Annotated in this window: 6 protein-coding genes and 5 pseudogenes; 10 read left to right on the forward strand and 1 reads right to left on the reverse strand. The window is 72.6% G+C overall.

Features of this window, described 5'->3' with window-relative positions; genetic code table 11:
• Positions 1 to 115 precede the first annotated feature (115 nt).
• Together OJ254_RS02380 and OJ254_RS02385 are read left to right on the forward strand one after the other, a co-directional pair.
• Positions 116 to 1,998, forward strand: a pseudogene (locus tag OJ254_RS02380) (ABC transporter ATP-binding protein).
• Entirely contained in the window at positions 1,995 to 3,896 is a 1,902-nt protein-coding gene (locus tag OJ254_RS02385; protein WP_265361046.1) for an ABC transporter ATP-binding protein, read from the forward strand. Before OJ254_RS02380 ends, OJ254_RS02385 begins: the two are co-directional and overlap by 4 nt.
• On the opposite strand, the gene OJ254_RS02390 is transcribed toward OJ254_RS02385, so the two are convergent.
• Positions 3,893 to 4,015: a hypothetical protein gene (locus tag OJ254_RS02390; protein WP_265361047.1), complete on the reverse strand. Its 123-nt coding sequence runs from the start codon at positions 4,013 to 4,015 to the stop codon at positions 3,893 to 3,895. The two genes, OJ254_RS02385 and OJ254_RS02390, sit on opposite strands and share 4 nt — an antisense overlap.
• Positions 4,016 to 4,147: 132 nt before the next feature.
• On the opposite strand from OJ254_RS02390, the gene OJ254_RS02395 reads away from it, so the two are divergent.
• The 8 genes and pseudogenes from OJ254_RS02395 (at position 4,148) to treS (ending at position 19,044) form a co-directional block, all read left to right on the forward strand.
• Entirely contained in the window at positions 4,148 to 5,977 is a 1,830-nt protein-coding gene (locus OJ254_RS02395) for an ABC transporter transmembrane domain-containing protein (RefSeq protein ID WP_265361048.1), read from the forward strand.
• Positions 5,974 to 7,793 (forward strand): annotated as a pseudogene (locus OJ254_RS02400) (ABC transporter ATP-binding protein). The gene OJ254_RS02395 and the pseudogene OJ254_RS02400 overlap by 4 nt, the downstream one beginning before the upstream one ends.
• 320 nt (positions 7,794 to 8,113) lie before the next feature.
• A pseudogene (locus OJ254_RS31850) lies at positions 8,114 to 10,392 on the forward strand (M4 family metallopeptidase).
• A gap of 286 nt (positions 10,393 to 10,678) precedes the next feature.
• Positions 10,679 to 12,311 (forward strand): annotated as a pseudogene (locus OJ254_RS02410) (M4 family metallopeptidase).
• Between the two features lie 136 nt (positions 12,312 to 12,447).
• On the forward strand, positions 12,448 to 13,113 hold the full coding sequence (locus OJ254_RS02415) for a response regulator transcription factor (protein WP_265361049.1): 666 nt from the start codon (positions 12,448 to 12,450) through the stop codon (positions 13,111 to 13,113).
• Entirely contained in the window at positions 13,110 to 14,756 is a 1,647-nt protein-coding gene (locus tag OJ254_RS02420) for a sensor histidine kinase (protein ID WP_265361050.1), read from the forward strand. The genes OJ254_RS02415 and OJ254_RS02420 overlap by 4 nt, the downstream gene beginning before the upstream one ends.
• A 570-nt stretch (positions 14,757 to 15,326) precedes the next feature.
• Entirely contained in the window at positions 15,327 to 17,330 is a 2,004-nt protein-coding gene (locus OJ254_RS02425) for an alpha-1,4-glucan--maltose-1-phosphate maltosyltransferase (protein WP_265361051.1), read from the forward strand.
• Positions 17,327 to 19,044, forward strand: a pseudogene (gene treS, locus OJ254_RS02430) (maltose alpha-D-glucosyltransferase). The gene OJ254_RS02425 and the pseudogene treS overlap by 4 nt, the downstream one beginning before the upstream one ends.
• The last annotated feature ends 24 nt before the right edge of the window (positions 19,045 to 19,068 follow it).

Consider the following 19,068-nt stretch of genomic DNA (forward strand, 5'->3'; position numbering starts at 1 on the left):
GCGGGCCGGTGCCGGGCGGCGCGGGGGCCGGCGCGGCGTGAACTGACGGGTGCCGGCCGCGGCCCGCCGAAATCCAGCTGAGCGTTGTCAGTGGTGCGCCTTACTCTCGCGAGTGATGGCTGATACCACGTACGCGACGAACCCGACCGACCCGACGTCCTTATCCCCACGCTCCGCGGTGCGCTCGCTGTTGCGCCTGTGGCCGTTCGTGCGGCCGGTGCGGGCGCGGCTGTTCACGGCCGCGTTCGTGGCGGTGGTGGCCTCCTGCGTCAGCCTCGTCATCCCGCTGGTGCTCAAGTGGCTGGTGGACGGGCCGGTCGCGGCGGGTGACACGGGCGGGTGTGGCTGGGCGGCGGCTTCCTGCTGCTGCTCGGGCTCGCCGAGGCGCTGCTGTTCGGGCTGCGGCGCTGGCTGGTGGCGCGCCCGCTCTCGGGGTGGAGGCGGCGATGCGCGCGGCGCTCTACCGCCGGCTGCAGCGGCTTCCGGTCGCCTTCCACGACCGCTGGCCGTCGGGCCAGCTGCTGTCGCGGGGCACCACCGACCTGCAGATGCTGCGCATGTTCCTCACCTTCCCCCTGACGTTCCTGCTGGTCAACGGCGTGACCATCCTGGTGGGCGGGGTGCTTCTGGTGGCCCAGCGCTGGTCGCTGGGGCTGGTGCTGCTGTCGCCGCTGCTGCCCCTGTTGGTGCTGTGCTCGGTCTTCGAGGCGAAGTACGGGCGGGCGGCCCGCGTCGTCCAGGACCAGATCGGCGATCTGACCACCGTGGTCGAGGAGTCGGTGCTCGGCATCCGGATCATCAAGGGCTTCGGGCGCCACCGCAGCCAGGCCCGGGCCTTCAAGGAGCTGACCGGCCGGCTGCGCGCCTCCGAGCTGCGCAAGGCGCGGCTGCTGGCCTGGATATGGGGGCTGAACACCACCCTCCCGGAGTGCGCGCTCGGCGCCGCGCTGGTGCTCGGCGCGGTCCAGGTGGCCGACGGCGTGCTGTCCGCGGGCACGCTCGTCGCGTTCCTGTCGACGGCGCTGGCGCTGCGCTGGCCGGTGGAGTCGATCGGCTTCCTGCTGGCCATGAGCAACGAGGCGGCCACGGCCACCGACCGGTACTTCGAGGTGATGGACGAACCGGAGGTGCGCGACGCGCCGGTGGCGGACGCGGCGGTGACGAGCGACGCGCCGGTGGCGGGCGAGCCGGAGGTGCGCGACGTACCGCCGGCCGGCGGCGAGCGGGCGGGCGGGGAGCGGCCCCGGTCGGCATCCGGCGGTCTGGTCTTCTCCGGGTGGAGTTCCGCTACCCCGATGCCCCGCCGGACACCCCGCCCACCCTCCAGGACGTCACCCTGCACATCCGGCCCGGCGAGACGATGGCCCTGGTCGGCGCGACCGGCAGCGGCAAGACCACGCTCACGGCGCTGGTGCCGCGGCTGTACGACCCGACCGCCGCCGGATCACCCTCGATGGCCGCGATCTGGCGGCGATCGGCCGCGACGAGGTCCGCTCGCTGGTCGCGGTGGCCTTCGAGGAACCCACGCTGTTCTCCGCGACCGCCGCCGAGAACGTCCTCATGGGCACGGCCGACGCCCAAGAGGAGGATCTGCGGCGGGCGTTGCGGGTGGCGCAGGCCGACGGGTTCGTCGACGCGCTGCCGCAGGGCGGCGCGACCCCGGTCGGCGAGCAGGGCCTGAGCCTGTCCGGCGGACAGCGGCAGCGGCTGGCGCTGGCCCGCGCGGTGGTCGGCCGGCCCCGCTTCCTGATCCTCGACGATCCGCTCTCCGCCCTCGACGTGCACACCGAGGCCCTGGTGGAGGCGGCGCTGCGCCAGGTCCTGGCGACGACCACGGCCCTGGTCGTCGCCCACCGCCCGTCCACGGTCCTGCTCGCCGACCGCGTGGCACTGCTCTCCGGCGGCCGGATCGCCGCCGTCGGCACCCACCACGAACTCCTCCGGGACAACGCCGAATACGCCACCTTGATGTCCGGCGAGGAAGAGGCCGCCCGATGACCACCACCACGACCGGCCGCCCGTCCGACGCCCCCGAGCCCGACCCCGGCGCGGCGCGGCAGCTCCCCACCGACCCGGACCACTCCCCGGGGCAGCCGCCAAAGGCCGATGACGCCTTCGAACGGGACCGGCTGCCCGCTCCCCGGAACGCCGCCCGTTCGCTGCTCGCCTCCTTGCTGGCGCCGCACCGCCGCCGCGTCGGTGTGGTCGCCGTCCTGCTGCTCCTCCAGCAGGCCGCCGTGCAGGCCGGCCCGCTGCTGGTCGCCTACGCACTGGACCGGGCGGTGCCGGCGCTGCGGGCGGGCGACCACGGGCCGCTGGTGGCCGTGGCGGTGGTGGCCGTGCTGTGCGCCGCGGCGTCCGGCGGGCTGCAGTGGGGCTTCATCCGGCTCTCCGCCCTGATCAGCCAGGACGTCCTGGTGGACCTGCGGGGCCGGATCTTCCGGCACGGCCAGGCGCTCAGCCTGGACTTCCACGAGCGCTACACCTCCGGCCGGCTGATATCCCGGGCCACCACCGACGTCGAGTCGCTGCGCGAACTCCTCGACGAGGGCATCCAGGAACTGATCACCATCGCCCTGTCGACGGTCTACATCACCGTGACCCTGCTCTTCCTGGACGGGGGCTTCGGCCTGGCCGCGCTCGTCTCCGCCGCCCCGCTGGCGCTCCAGGTGCGCGCGTACCGACGCCGCTCCCACCGCGTCTACAGCGCAAAGTCGACGGCGATGGCGGGCGTCATCGTGCAGTTCACCGAGACCCTCAACGGCATCCGCCCGGTGCAGGCGTTCCGCCGCGAGCGGTCCAACGACGCGGCATTCGCCAAGCTCAACCACCGCCACGAGCGCGTCAACGGCGACGCGTTCCTGGAGATGGCGCGCTATGTCGTCCTCTCCCGCCTGGCCGCCAACGTCGCGGTCGCCGCGATCGTCCTGTGGGGCGCGTACCGCGTGGCCACGGGCGGCCTGGCGCTGGGCGTGCTGGCGGCCGCGGTGCTCTATCTGCGCCGGCTCTACGACCCCATCGACCGCCTCGGCATGTTCCTCAACGCCTATGAGAGCGCCGCCGCTTCGCTGCAGAAGATCGCCGGTCTGCTCGCCCAGCGCCCGTCGGTCCCGGAACCGTCCGCCCCCGCCGGGCTGCCGGCCGTCGCGTCCGGCCGGCCGGGCCGCGAGGTGGCGTTCCGCGAGGTCCGCTTCGCCTACCGGACCGGCGGCGAGGTGCTGCCCCGCTTCGACCTGACCCTCGCGGCGGGTTCGACGGTCGCCGTGGTGGGCGCCACCGGCGCCGGCAAGTCCACCCTCGCCAAGCTGCTGGCCCGCTTCTACGACCCGACCGAGGGCCGGGTCCTGCTCGACGGCGTCGAGCTGCGCGAGCTGTCCACGGCGGAGCTGCGCCGCGCCGTCGTGATGGTCACCCAGGAGGCGTTCCTGTTCTCCGGCACGGTCGCCGACAACATCGCCCTCGGCCGCCCGGACGCCACCCGCGCGGAGATCGAGAGCGCCGCGAAGGCCATCGGCGCCCATGACTTCATCACCGCCCTGCCGGACGGCTACGACACCGACGTGCGCAAGCGGGGCGGCCGGATATCCGCCGGCCAGCGCCAGCTCGTCGGCTTCGCCCGGGCGCTGCTCGCCGACCCTGCCGTGCTGATCCTCGACGAGGCGACCAGCTCCCTGGACATCCCCGGTGAACGCGCGGTCCAGCGCGCCATGGACACCGTCCTGCGGGGCCGTACGGCCGTGGTCATCGCGCACCGCCTGTCCACCGTCGAGATCGCCGACCGGGTCCTGGTCATGGCCGACGGCCGGATCGTCGAGGACGGCCCCCCGGACCGACTCGTCAAGGACCGCGGCCGGTTCGCCGCCCTGCACCAGGCGTGGCGGGACAGCCTGGTCTAGGCGGCGCGGTCCGGGCGGCGTGCGCTGGACGGCGTGTGCCGGCCGGCCGGTGTGTCCTCGACGGTGACCCCGGAGGCGAGCAGATCGCGGAGGTTGCGGACCCGGGTACGTCGCCGCACCGAGCTCGTAGCCCGGCGCCGGCAGAGGAGTGGCGCTCGTCGAGGCGGAGTTCATGGCGGCGACGCCAGGCATTGCCCCATGAGTGACGGTCAAGTCGCCGACCTAGACTAGGCGGACGGGACGGGGGCGACATGACGCAGTCGGCGAAGGTGCCGCGCAGTGCCGGGCGGTATCTGTGGTGGCTGGTGGCGAGCCAGCGCGGGCGGGTCGCGGCGGGCGCGACGTACGGGAGCCTGTGGAATGCGGGGCTGATGGTGCCGCCGTACGTGCTCTCCCGGGCGATCGACGAGGGGCTGGCGCCGGGGCGGCCCGCGGCGCTGGCCGGATGGGTGGCGGTGCTGCTGGCCGTCGGCGGGCTGAACGCCTGGCTGGGCGTGATGCGGCACCGCACGATGACCAGGATCCGGATGGACGCCACGTTCCGCACGGTCCGGGCGGTCATGGCGCACACCCTGCGGCTGGGCGCGGCGCTGCCCCGGCAGGTGACGGCCGGGGAGGTCGTCACCATCGGGATCGGCGACGTCGCGGTGATCAGTCAGACCCTGACGATGACCGGGCCGGGCGTCGGTGGGGTGCTGGCGTACGGGGTCGTCGCCGTGCTGCTGCTGGCCGTCTCGCCGCTGCTCGCCGCGGTGGTGCTGCTGGGCGTACCGCTGCTGGCGGTGGCGGTCGGTCCGCTGCTGGGCCGGCTGCAGGGCGCGGAGACCCACTACCGCGAGCGGCAGAGCGGTCTGGCGGCCCAACTGGGCGATCTGGTCGCCGGGTTGCGGGTGCTCGGCGGCCTGGGCGGCAAGGAGGTGTTCGCCGGCCGCTACCGGCGCGCGTCGCAGGAGCTGCGCAGTGAGGGCTACCGGGTCGGGGCGGTGACGAGCTGGATCCAGGCGCTCGGGGTGGGCCTGCCGACCCTGTTCCTGGCCGCCGTCACCTGGCTCGCGGCCCGGATGGCGGCCCAAGGCGACCTCACCACGGGCGAGTTGGTGGCGGTCTACGGCTATACGGCGGCCCTGGTGGTCCCGGTGTCGTTCTTCATCGAGGGCGGCCACGACCTCACCCGCGGCCTGGTCGCCGCCCGCCGGGTCGTACGGTTCCTGCACCTGCCGGCGGACGCGGCGGATCCGCACGACGCCACCGACGCAGCTGACGCCACCGACGCCGCAGCGGACGACGGCACGGTCGTGAACGGCCCCGAGCGGGTGGCCGTGCTGCGCGATCCGGAGTCGGGCGTCGAGGTGGTACCCGGGCTGCTGACCGCGCTGGTCGCCGCCCGGCCGGCCGAGTCGGCGGCGGTGGTCGACCGCCTGGGCCGGTTCGCCGACTCCGCGGCGGCCTGGGGCGCGGTCCGGCTGGACCAGATCCCGCTGCCCCGGGTCCGTGAACGCATCCTGGTCGCGGACAACGAGGCGGACCTGTTCGCCGGCACCCTGCGCGAGGTGGTGAGCGGACGCCGGGACCGCACCGACGCGGCGATCGGCCGGGCCCTGCGCACGGCCCTGGCCGAGGACATCGTCCGGGCGCTGCCGGACGGGCTGGACTCGCCGGTCGCGGCGCAGGGCCGCAACCTCTCCGGCGGCCAGCGGCAGCGGCTGCGCCTGGTGCGGGCGCTGCTGGCCGACCCGGAGGTGCTGCTCGCGGTCGAGCCGACCTCGGCCGTGGACGCCCATACCGAGGCGGCGGTCGCGACCCGGCTGCACGCCGCCCGCGCGGGCCGTACGACGGTCGTCACCACCGCCTCCCCGCTGCTGCTCGACCACGCCGACGTGGTGTGCTTCCTGGTCGACGGCAAGGTCAGCGCGACCGGCGGCCACCGCCAGCTCCTCGACGACGTACCGGAGTACCGCCGCCTGGTCTCCCGCGACCAGGACGAGGGCGACGACGAGGACGACGACGAGCACGAGAGCTACCGCGAGAACGGGCGCGAGGAAGCGAGCGAGGACGACCGGGCCGGAGGAGCCACGTCATGACGTCACCGGCGGCACCCGCCACACCACCCACCGCCCGCCGGCTCCCCGTCGCCGATCCGCCCGCGACCCGGCGGGCCGCGCTGCGGCTGGTGCGCCGGGACGGCCGGGCGTTCGCGCTGATGCTGGTGCTGAACGCGCTGGCGGCCGGTGCCGGGCTGGCCGGTCCGTGGCTGCTGGGCCGGATCGTGGACACGGTCCGGGACGGCGGCGGGGTGGCCGCGGTGGACCGGCTGGCGCTGGTCATCCTGGTGTGCGCGGTGGCCCAGCTGCTGCTGGCCCGGCAGGCCCGGTACGTCGGCCACCGCTTCGGGGAACGGGCCGCGGCGCGGATCCGCGAGAGGTACGTCGACCGGGCGCTGGCGCTGCCCGCCGCGGTCGTGGAGCGGGCCGGGACCGGTGATCTGACGGCCCGCGGCACGACGGACGTCACCTCGGTCGGGCGGACGCTGCGGGACGCCGCGCCGGAGGTCTCGGTCGCGGCCGTGCAGGCGCTGTTCCTGCTCGGTGCCGTGGTGGTGGCCGGCCCGCTGCTCGGGCTGTGCGCGCTGGGGCTGCTCGGCGGACTGCTGGCGGTCCGCTGGTATCTGCGCCGGGCGCACCGGGCCTATCTCGCGGAGGGCGCGGCGACCTCGGAACTGGCCGAGCTGCTGGCCGCCACCGCCACGGGGGCCCGGACGGTGGAGGCGCTGGGCCTGCAGGAGCGCCGGTGGGCGGCGAGCGAGCGGGCGATCGCGGAGTGCCGCCGGACGCGGCTGCGGACGCTGTTCCTGCGCAGTGTGCTGCTGCCCGCGGTGGACTTCGCCCACGTCCTGCCGGTGGCCGGTGTGCTGCTGGCCGGCGGGGCCCTGATGGGGTCGGGCGGGGTCCGTCTGGGCGCGGTGGTCGCCGCGGCGCTGTATCTGCGGCAGCTGTCCGAGCCGCTGGACACGATCCTGCTGTGGATGGAGCAACTGCAAAGCAGTGGCGCCGCGTTCGCCCGCGTCGAGGGGCTGGGCGCGGTCCCGCGCGACGGGCGGCGGCCGCCGGCGCCGGACCGGTGCCGGCCGGTGACCGGGTCGAGGTCCGTGCCGTCCACTACGCCTACCCCACCGGCGGTGACGGGCCGGCCGGGGAGGCGGCGGACCGGGACGCGGGCGACGTCCTGCACGGCGTCACCCTCACCGTCCGCCCCGGTGAGCGGCTGGCGCTGGTGGGTCCCTCCGGGGCCGGGAAGTCCACGCTGGGGCGGCTGCTGGCCGGCATCGAGGCGCCGCGCCGCGGGTCGGTGACGGTCGGCGGGGTGCCGGTCGCCGGGCTGGATCCGGAGGTGCTGCGGCGGCACGTGGTCCTGGTCACCCAGGAGCACCACGTGTTCCTGGGCAGCGTCCGCGACAACCTCCGGCTGGCCGCGCCCGGCGCCGGGGACGGCGAACTGCGGGCGGCGCTGGCGGCCGTCGGGGCCGACTGGGCCGGGGAGCTGCCGGCCGGTCTGGACACCGAGCTGGGCCCGGGCGGCCACCGCCTCGACGGCGCGCGGTCCCAGCAACTCGCCCTGGCGCGCGTGGTGTTGGCGGATCCGCACACGGTGATCCTGGACGAGGCGACGGCACTGCTCGATCCGCGTACCGCGCGGCACACCGAGCGGGCGCTGGCCGCGGTCCTCGCCGGCCGTACGGTCATCGCCGTCGCGCACCGGCTGCACACCGCGCACGACGCGGACCGGGTCGCCGTCATGGAGGCCGGCCGGCTGGCCGAAGTCGGCACCCATGACGAGCTGGTGGCGAACGGCGGTGCGTATGCGGCGCTCTGGCGGTCCTGGCACGGGGAACGGCCGTGACGGGGCTCACCCGTCGTCCGGATTCCGGACGTCGATTTCGCGCAACGGACGTTTTCCGGCCAATTACTTGAACGGACCCTGACAACCAGCCATCCACGGTGGGACTCTTCCCCGCAGCCGCCGCACGGTCCCCACAGCACCACGCCCTGCGGCAGCCGGCTTCCCCTGCACGACCCGTTCCACCAGTACGTCGCACCTCTCGCGTACGTCTCCCCCCACACGCTCCAAGTGTTCTGCCTCGATCTGCCCGGACGGCCGATGGGCCGCCCGGTCCCCCTCGGCCGCGCCGTCACGTAGCGGCCACCGCAGAAGGAGTCAGTGTGAGACGCACCCCCCATGGACGCGCCGTCGCGACCGGCGCACTGGTCGCCGTCACCGCGATGCTGGCCGTCGGAGTCCAGGCCGGCACCGGCACGGCGGCCACCGCGCGGCCCGGCACCGCGCACGCCGTACCCGATCCCGGCGCACTGCCGGCCAAGCTGTCCCCGTCCCAGCGTGCGGAGCTGATACGGGCGGCCGGCGCCACCACCGCCGAGACGGCCCGCGAGCTCAAGCTCGGCGCCAAGGAGAAGCTGGTCGTCAAGGACGTCTCGAAGGACGCCAACGGCACGGTCCACACCCGCTACGAGCGCACCTACGCCGGACTGCCGGTGCTCGGCGGCGATCTCGTCGTGCACGAGACCAAGGCCGGCAAGCTCAAGGGCGTCACCAAGGCCGTCCGTTCGCAGCTGAAGGCCGTGAGCACCACCGCCAAGGTGGCCCCGGCCACCGCCGCGGCGAAGGCCGTCAAGTCGGCACAGTCGCTGGGCTCGAAGAAGACCGCCGCCGCGAAGGCGCCCCGCAAGGTGATCTGGGTCGCCGACGGCAAGTCGCGGCTGGCCTACGAGACCGTGGTCGGCGGGCTGCAGGACGACGGCACGCCCAACCAGCTGCACGTCATCACGGACGCCACCACCGGCGCCGAGATCTACCGCTACCAGGGCATCGAGACCGGTATCGGCAACAGCGAGTACAGCGGCAAGGTCACCATCGGCACGTCGGGTTCGGCGCCGAACTTCTCGATGACCGACGCCACCCGCGGCAACCACAAGACCTACGACCTCAAGCACGGGTCGTCCGGCACCGGTTCGCTCTTCACCGACGCGGACGACACCTGGGCGACGGTACGCCGCAGAACGCCCAGACCGCGGGCGTGGACGCCGCCTACGGCGCCCAGGAGACCTGGGACTACTACAAGAACGTGCACGGCCGCAGCGGCATCAAGGGCGACGGCGTGGGTGCCTACTCCCGCGTCCACTACGGCAACAGCTACGTCAACGCCTTCTGGGACGACGGCTGCTTCTGCATGACGTACGGCGACGGCAGCGGCAATGCGGACCCGCTGACCTCCCTCGACGTGGCGGGCCACGAGATGTCGCACGGCGTCACCTCGAACACCGCGGGCCTCAACTACAGCGGCGAGTCCGGCGGTCTGAACGAGGCCACCTCGGACATCTTCGGCACGGCCGTGGAGTTCTACGCCAACAACCCGTCCGACCCCGGTGACTACCTCATCGGCGAGAAGATCAACATCAACGGCGACGGCACCCCGCTGCGCTACATGGACAAGCCCAGCAAGGACGGCGCCTCCGCGGACTACTGGTCGAGCGGCGTCGGCAACAAGGACGTGCACTACTCGTCCGGCGTCGCCAACCACTTCTTCTACCTGCTGTCCGAGGGCAGCGGCCCGAAGGACATCGGCGGCGTCCACTACGACAGCCCGACCTTCGACAACCTGCCGGTACCGGGCATCGGCCGGGCCAACGCCGAGAAGGTGTGGTTCAAGGCGCTCAGCCAGTACATGACCGCCACCACCAACTACGCCGACGCCCGCACCGCCACGCTGAAGGCGGCAGCGGACCTGTTCGGCCAGGGCAGCGCGACGTACAACACGGTCGCCAACACCTGGGCGGCGGTCAACGTCGGGTCCCGCGTCCCGGATGGCGGCGGGGTCACCGTCACCAACCCGGGCAACCAGACCAGCACCGTGGGCCAGGCCGCGAGCCTGCAGATCAAGGCCACCAGCGGCACCGCGGGCGCACTGTCGTACGCGGCGAGCGGGCTGCCCGCCGGGCTGTCGATCAACGCGAGCACCGGTCTGATCTCCGGGACGCCGACCACGGCCGGCACGTCCAACGTGACGGTGACGGTCACCGACTCCGCGAAGAAGACCGGAACCACCTCCTTCACCTGGACGGTCAACGCGACCGGCGGCGGCAGCGTCTTCGAGAACTCCGACGACGTGCAGATCCCGGACGCGGGCGCGGCGGTCACCTCGCCGATCAACGTCAGCCGCAGCGGCAACGCCTCCAGCACGCTGAAGGTCGGCGTGGACATCGTCCACACCTACCGCGGTGACCTGGTCATCGACCTGATCGCCCCGGACGGCACGGCCTACCGGCTGAAGAACTCCAACCCGTACGACTCGGCGGCGAACGTGAACACCACGTACACCGTCAACGCCTCCTCGAAGGCGGCGAGCGGCACCTGGAAGCTGCGCGTCCAGGACGTCTACTCGCAGGACTCCGGTTACATCAACGGCTGGAAGCTGACGTTCTGATCCGGCGTCGGCACTCAGCTGTCACTTCGATGTGACATAGCCGGGAAGGTGGCCGGAAGGACCGGCAACTGACCTGGTGAGCAGGGCACTTGGGCGTCGTCCCCGGAATTCCGGGGGCGGCGCCCTCCTCCGTTATGCGAACACCGAGCACCTCTGTGCGGACGATTTTCAGCCAACCTGTGAACAGGCTCCTGACATGCACGCGTTCAGCTGGCAGTCTTCCCGACGCGAGTCACACCCGCATCGCTTTGCACCCCCACCACTTGGCAAAGTTGAAGGAGCACGCGTGGCCCCCCACATATCCCGCAAGACCCGTATCACCGGTGGCGCCCTTGCGGCCGCCGCCCTGCTGGCAGCGGGCATCACCGTCGGAACGGCCGGCGCCTCGCCGGCACCGGCCCCCACAAGGACGGTTCCCCCCTCCAGCTCAGCGCCTCGCACCGCGCGGAACTGCTGCGCGACGCGGACGGCACCAAGGCGCAGACCGCGAAGGCGCTCGGCCTCGGCGGCCAGGAGAAGCTGGTCGTCAAGGACGTCATCAAGGACGCCGACGGCACCACGCACACCCGCTACGACCGCACCTTCGCCGGGCTTCCGGTGCTGGGCGGCGACCTGGTCGTGCACACCGCCAAGGGCGGCGCCATCAAGTCGACCACCAAGTCGACGCAGAAGAGCATCAAGGTGGCCTCCACCACCGCCAAGATCGCCCCGCAGGCCGCCGCGAAGTCGGCCCGGGCACCGCGGTGAAGTCGCTCGCCGCCAACCAGGCCGCGACCCCGCAGACCCCGAAGAAGGTCGTCTGGGCCGCCTCCGGCACGCCGGTCCTGGCCTACGACACCGTCGTCAAGGGCGTCCAGAAGGACGGCACCCCCAGCCGGATGCACGTCATCACCGACGCCAACACCGGCAAGAAGCTGTTCCAGTACGACGAGATCCACACCGGCAAGGGCGAGAGCGAGTACAGCGGCAGCGTCGAGCTGGGCACCAAGAAGGAAGGCAGCGGCTTCACGCTGACCGACGACGGGCGCGGTGGCCACAAGACCACCAACCTGGGGAACAGCGAGTCCGGTGACGGCAAGGCCTTCACGGACGACGACGACGCCTGGGGCACCGGCAAGGCCGACGACCCGCAGACCGCGGCCGTCGACGCCCACTACGGCGCGGCCGAGACCTGGGACTACTACAAGAACGTGCACGGCCGCAGCGGCATCAAGGGCGACGGCAAGGGCGCCTCGTCCCGCGTCCACTACGGCAACAGCTACGTCAACGCGTTCTGGGACGACAGCTGCTTCTGCATGACGTACGGCGACGGCGAGGGCAACAAGAAGCCGCTCACCGCCATCGACGTCGCGGCGCACGAGATGTCGCACGGTGTCACCTCCGCCACCGCCAACCTCACCTACAGCGGCGAGTCCGGCGGCCTCAACGAGGGCACCTCCGACATCTTCGGGACCTCGGTCGAGTTCTACGCCAAGAACGACAAGGACCCGGGCGACTACCTCATCGGCGAGAAGATCGACATCAACGGTGACGGCAAGCCGCTGCGCTACATGGACAAGCCGTCCAAGGACGGTCAGTCGCAGGACAACTGGGACTCCAACACCGGCAACCTCGACCCGCACTACTCCTCGGGCGTCGCCAACCACTTCTTCTACCTGCTGTCCGAGGGCAGCGGCGCGAAGGAGATCGGTGGCGTCAAGTACGACAGCCCGACGGCGGACGGCAAGAAGGTCGAGGGCATCGGCCGGGACAAGGCCGAGAAGATCTGGTTCAAGGCCCTGACCGAGTACATGACCTCGAACACCGACTACAAGGCGGCCCGCGAGGCCACCGTCAAGGCCGCGACCGACCTCTACGGCAAGGACAGCGCCGAGGTCAAGGGCGTCGAGGCGGCCTGGACCGGCGTCGCCGTCAAGTGACACAACCGGCCGATGCACACTGATCGGCCCGGGGTAACGTGACCCCGAAGCGGGCGGTGTCCGGAGACCCTCCGGACACCGCCTTCGCGCGTCACGGGGCGGTCGGCGCGCGCAACGGGGCGGAGCGGGGGTCCGGATGGGCGAGACGATCAGGGTGCTGCTGGCCGACGACGAGGCCGTACTGCGGGCCGGGGTGCGCGCGATCCTCGCCACCGAACCCGGCATCGAGGTGGTCGCGGAGGCCGGCGACGGCCGCACGGCGGTCGACCTCGCGCTGCGGCACCGCCCCGACGTCTGCCTCCTCGACATCCGCATGCCGCGCCTGGACGGCCTGGCCGCGGCCGCCGAACTCGCCGCCGCTCTCCCGCAGACCGCGGTGGTCATGCTGACCACCTTCTCCGAGGACGACCACATCGCCGGCGCGCTCGGCGCGGGCGCCGCCGGCTTCCTGCTCAAGACCGGCGATCCGCGGGAGCTGATCGCCGGGGTCCGGGCCGTCGCGGAGGGCGGCGCCTGCCTGGCCCCGTCCGTCGCCCGGCGGGTCATCTCCCAGCTGGGGGAGGGGCAGTTGGGCCGGGGTGCGGCCGCCCGGGCGCGGGTCGCCGGGCTGACCCCGCGCGAGCGCGAGGTGCTCGGTCTGGTCGGCGCCGGGCTGTCCAACGCGGAGATCGCCCGCCGGCTGTTCCTGGTCGAGGGCACCGTCAAGGCCTACGTCAGCGCGGTCCTCGCCCGGCTGGGCCTCAAGAACCGCGTCCAGGCCGCGATCCTCGCCTACGAGGCCGGTCTGGTCCCCGCCCAGTGAGGCGCCTGCCGTCCCCGGCCGCACTGTGGTCCTGGACGCGGCGCGCGGACGCGGGACGGCTGCGCGCCCGGCTCCCCGGCCTCGTGCTGTGGCTGCTGCTGTGCGTCCCGCCGCTCTGCACCCTCGACGACCCCCCGGGGCCCCGGCGCTGGGCGACCCTGGCCGGCTTTCCGCTGCTCGCGCTGGCCGTGCTCGTCCGCCGACGGGCGCCGCTGGTGGCGGTCGCGGTGCCGGTCGTGCCGAGCCTGGTGCTGTCGGTGCAGCTGTTCACCGGTGCGTACGCCCTGGCGCTGGCCGTGCTCGGCTATCTCGCCGGGGTCCGGCCGGCCCGGGCCCGGCCCGCGCTGTGGTTCTTCACCGGTGTCGCGCTGGCCGGCGTTCCGGTGTGCGCGCTGGTCACCCGCACCCTGTGGCCGTGGTTCACCTTCCTGCTGGCGCTGCTGCTGAACGTGGTGCTGCCCTGGCTGCTGGGCCGCTACCGCCGCCAGTACGGCGAACTCGTCCGCACCGGCTGGCGGCTGGCCGACCGGATGGAGCGCGAGCAGCAGGCGGTCGCCGACCGCACCCGGCTGCGCGAACGGGCCCGGATCGCCGGCGACATGCACGACTCGCTCGGCCACGAGCTGGCGCTGATCGCGCTGCGGGCCGGCGCGCTGGAGCTGGACCCGGGGCTGGACGCGGACCGCCGGGCGGCGGCCGGTGAGCTGCGGGCGGCGGCCGGTGCGGCGACCGAGCGGCTGCGGGAGATCATCGGCGTGCTGCGGACGGACGACGAGGGCGCGCCGCGGCGGCCCGCGGACGGGAGCGTGGCGGGGCTGGTGGCGCGTGCCCGGGCGTCGGGGATGACGGTGACGCTGGAGCAGCCCGACGGCGCCGGACCGCTCGGCGGCGCGGAACGGCCGGGCGGGGCGGAGCAGCCGGGCGGGGATGCGGCCGGTCTGCCCGGCATGACCGGACCCGCCGTGCACCGGCTGGTCCAGGAGGCGCTCACCAACGCCGCCAAGCACGCCCCGGGCGCGGCCGTCCGGGTGCGGATCGAGCGGGCGGAGGGGCAGCTTCGGGTCACCGTCACCAATGCCGCGCCGCCGCCCGGCCCCGCCCCGGCGGCGGTCTCCGGCGGCAGCGGACTGGTCGGCCTGGACGAGCGGGTACGGCTGGCCGGCGGCACCCTGCGCACCGGCCCGGCCCCCGACGGCGGCTTCACGGTCACCGCCCACCTCCCCCTCGCCGGCGGCCCGTTCGCCGGCTCCGACGCCGCGCCCCAACCGACCGCCGCCGCCCGGGAGTTGGACCGGGCCCGGCGCCAGGTGCGGCGGCGGCTGCGCCAGACGGTGGCCGTCCCGCTCGCGGTGACCGCCGCACTGCTGGTGCTGATGGGCGTCTTCGCCCTGGTCAGCACCGACTGGACGATCCTGGACCGGGCGGACTACGACCGGCTGCGCCCGGGCATGCCGCGCACCCGGGTGGCCGACCTGGTGCCGTTCTTCCGGCTGGACGCACCCCCGGACGGCACCCCCGCACCGCCCCGCGGCTGGTCCTGCACGTACTACGGCGTCGACGCCGACCCCGACGCGGCGTACGAGCTGTGCTTCGCCGACGGCCGCCTGGTCAGGAAGGCCGTCGCGCACCGCCGGGACCGCTGACGCGGCGGTGACCCCCACCGCTCCCCCATCCGGGTGGCCCGCGCGTCGGCCACACCTCGAACGTCGCCCCAACCACCGCCAGAAGCAAGGGAGTTGAGCGCCTCAGCGGATCCCGGGCGGCTACCTACCCGCGCGTTTTCCGATATGGCCGATTCCACCCCCTCATGCGCTCTTGTACGAGATCCCTCCTGGAGAGAGGCTGCGGTGTGGCGCCGACCGGCCGCGGCGCGACACCGGTACTTCCGCACACCGCAACTCCGCTGTGATCACACCTGAGTTGAGGAGGCGAACGCCGATCGTGTCCGCCCAGCCCCGCAGCCTTCCGTACCGGGGTGGCCGTGTGTCCGCGAGGCCGCACCGGGCCGCTGGTTACGTACCAGTAGTTCACATTCCGCCGGAGTTCATGTCCTCCGGTCGAGGGAAGGCTCATCGAGTACGCCCCGGCCGGCCGTGTTCTCCGCCAGCCGGGTGAAGCGGACAGGAGCCCCCATGCCCGCACCCGGTCCCCCTCCCGTGGAGCGGATACAAAGGACAAAACCCCGCAAAGCATCACAAGCCCCAGGTGAGCCCATGATCGGTCGCATCCCTGTTCTGGACATCCGCCCGCAGATCGATTGCGGCCGCCGCCCGGCGAAGGCCGTGGTGGGCGAGACCTTCGAGGTCTCGGCCACGGTCTTCCGCGAGGGTCATGACGCGGTCGCGGCCAATGTGGTGCTGCGTAATCCCGCCGGCCGCTGCGGACCCTGGACACCGATGCAGGAACGGGCGCCCGGCACCGACCACTGGAGCGCCGAGGTCACCCCGGACGTCGAGGGCCGCTGGACCTTCACCGTCGAGGCCTGGTCGGACCCGCTGGCCACCTGGCGCAAGCACGCCGCGGTCAAGATCCCGGCGGGCATCGACACCGAGCTGGTCCTCGCCGAGGGCGCCGAGCTGCACGAGCGGGCGGCCGCCGACGTCCCCAAGAGCGACGGCCGGGAGGCGGTGCTGGCCGCCGTGGACGCCCTGCGCGACCCGAAACTGCCCGCCGCCACCCGGCTCGCCGCCGCGCTCGCCCCGCAGGTCATCGAGGCCCTGGGCCGCCACCCGCTGCGCGAACTGCTCACGGTCTCGCGCCCGATGCCGCTGGTCGTCGAGCGCCGCCGGGCCCTGTACGGCTCGTGGTACGAACTCTTCCCGCGCTCCGAGGGCGCGGTGGTCACCCCGAACGGCACGGCCGTCAGCGGCACCCTGCGCACCGCCGCCGAACGCCTGCCGGCCGTGGCCGCCATGGGCTTCGACGTCGTCTACCTCCCGCCCGTCCACCCCATCGGCACCTCCTTCCGCAAGGGCCCCAACAACGCCCTGTCGGCCGGCCCGGACGACGTCGGCTCCCCCTGGGCGATCGGCTCGGCGGCCGGTGGGCACGATGCGCTCCACCCCGACCTGGGCACCTTCGAGGACTTCGAACACTTCGTGCGCACCGCCCGTGACCTGCGGATGGAGGTCGCCCTGGACTTCGCGCTGCAGTGCTCGCCGGACCACCCCTGGGTCACCCTGCACCCGCAGTGGTTCCACCACCGCTCCGACGGCTCGATCGCGTACGCCGAGAACCCGCCGAAGAAGTACCAGGACATCTATCCGCTCGCCTTCGACGCCGACTTCCGCGGCCTGGTCCGCGAGACCGAACGGCTGCTGCGCTTCTGGATGGGCAAGGGCGTACGGATCTTCCGGGTGGACAATCCGCACACCAAACCGGTGGCCTTCTGGGAGAAGATCATCGGCGACATCAACCGCACCGATCCGGACGTGCTCTTCCTCGCCGAGGCGTTCACCCGCCCGGCCATGGTGCACACCCTGGCGCAGATCGGCTTCCAGCAGTCGTACACGTACTTCACCTGGCGCAACACCAAGCAGGAGCTGACCGAGTACCTCACCGAGCTGTCCGGCGAATCCGCCGCCTATCTGCGGCCCAACTTCTTCGTCAACACCCCGGACATCCTGCACGCCTACCTCCAGGAGGGCGGCCGCCCCGCCTTCGAGATCCGCGCCGTGCTGGCCGCCACCCTGTCCCCCACCTGGGGCGTGTACGCCGGATACGAGCTCTGCGAGTCGACCCCGGTACGCCCCGGCAGCGAGGAGTACCTCGACTCGGAGAAGTACCAACTCAGGCCGCGCGACTGGGATGCGGCGGCGAAGCAGGGGCGGACCATCGCCCCGCTGATCACCGCCCTCAACCGCATCCGCCGCCGGCACCCTGCCCTGCAGCAGCTCCGCAATCTGCACTTCCACCCCGTGGACAACGACGCCGTGCTCGCGTTCTCCAAGCGCGCGGGGCACGGTGACGGGACCGACACGGTGCTCACGGTGGTCAACCTCGACCCGCACCACACCCACGAGGCGACGGTGTCGTTGGACATGCCGGAACTCGGCCTCGGCCGGCACGAGTCCTTTCCGGTGCGCGACGAGCTCACCGGCGATACCTACCACTGGGGCAGGGACAACTATGTGCGCCTGGAGCCGGGCCGCTCGCTCGCGCCCGCCCATGTGCTGTCGCTGCGACCGTCCTCACCGATCGGAGGGTCACCCAATTGATCGTCAATGAGCCTGTCCCCGACACGTTCGAGGACACCCCGGCGAAGGACCGCGATCCCGACTGGTTCAAACGGGCCGTCTTCTACGAAGTCCTGGTGCGCTCGTTCCAGGACAGCAACGGCGACGGCATCGGTGACCTCAAGGGCCTCACCGCGAAACTCGACTACCTGCAGTGGCTGGGCGTGGACTGCCTCTGGCTGCCCCCGTTCTTCAAATCGCCGCTGCGGGACGGCGGTTACGACGTCGCCGACTACACCGCGGTGCTCCCCGAATTCGGTGATCTGGCGGACTTCGTGGAATTCGTGGACGCCGCGCACCACCGCGGCATGCGGGTCATCATCGACATGGTGATGAACCACACCAGCGACCAGCACCCGTGGTTCCAGGAGTCGCGCAGCGATCCGAACGGCCCGTACGGCGACTATTACGTCTGGGCGGACGACGACAAGCAGTACGGCGACGCCCGGATCATCTTCGTCGACACCGAGGCCTCCAACTGGACCTTCGACCCGGTCCGCAAGCAGTACTACTGGCACCGTTTCTTCTCCCACCAGCCGGACCTCAACTACGAGAACCCGGCGGTCCAGGAGGAGATGATCTCCGCACTGCGGTTCTGGCTGGACCTGGGCATCGACGGCTTCCGGCTCGACGCGGTGCCGTACCTCTACGCCGAGGAGGGCACCAACTGCGAGAACCTGCCGGCCTCGCACGCCTTCCTCAAGCGGGTCCGGGCCGAGATCGACAAGCAGTACCCGGACACCGTGCTGCTGGCCGAGGCCAACCAGTGGCCGGAGGACGTCGTCGACTACTTCGGTGACTACGGGTCGGCGGCGACGAATGCCACATGGCGTTCCACTTCCCGGTCATGCCGCGCATCTTCATGGCGGTGCGCCGCGAATCGCGCTATCCGGTCTCGGAGATCCTCGCCAAGACCCCGGCGATCCCGTCCGGCTGCCAGTGGGGCATCTTCCTCCGCAACCACGACGAGCTGACCCTCGAAATGGTCACGGACGAAGAGCGGGACTACATGTACGCGGAGTACGCCAAGGACCCGCGGATGCGGGCCAACATCGGCATCCGCCGCCGGCTGGCCCCGCTGCTCGACAACGACCGCAACCAGATCGAGCTGTTCACCGCCCTGCTGCTGTCGCTGCCCGGTTCGCCGATCCTCTACTACGGCGACGAGATCGGGATGGGCGACAACATCTGGCTCGGCGACCGGGACGCGGTGCGCACCCCGATGCAGTGGACCCCGGACCGCAACGCCGGATTCTCCTCCTGCGACCCGGGCCGGCTGTTCCTGCCGACCATCATGGACCCGGTCTACGGCTACCAGGTCACCAACGTCGAGGCCGCGATGAGTTCGCCGTCCTCGCTGCTGCACTGGACCCGCCGGATGATCGAGATCCGCAAGCAGAACCCGGCGTTCGGTCTCGGCAGCTACACCGAGCTGTCCTCCACCAACCCGGCGGTGCTGGCCTTCCTGCGGGCCTCGCCGGGCACCGGCGGCGCCGACGACGACCTGGTGCTGTGCGTCCACAACTTCTCCCGCTTCGCCCAGCCGACCGAGCTGGACCTGCGGGCGTTCAGCGGCCGCCATCCGGTGGAACTCATCGGCGGCGTCCGCTTCCCGGCCATCGGGGAACTGCCGTACCTGCTCACCCTCGCGGGCCACGGCTTCTACTGGTTCCGGCTGCGCAGAAACGCCACCTAGTGCCCCGGCCCTGACCGGGCACGG

The sequence above is a fragment of the Streptomyces endophytica genome, from assembly GCF_026153355.1.
GTDB classification, from domain to species: Bacteria; Actinomycetota; Actinomycetes; order Streptomycetales; family Streptomycetaceae; genus Streptomyces; species Streptomyces endophytica.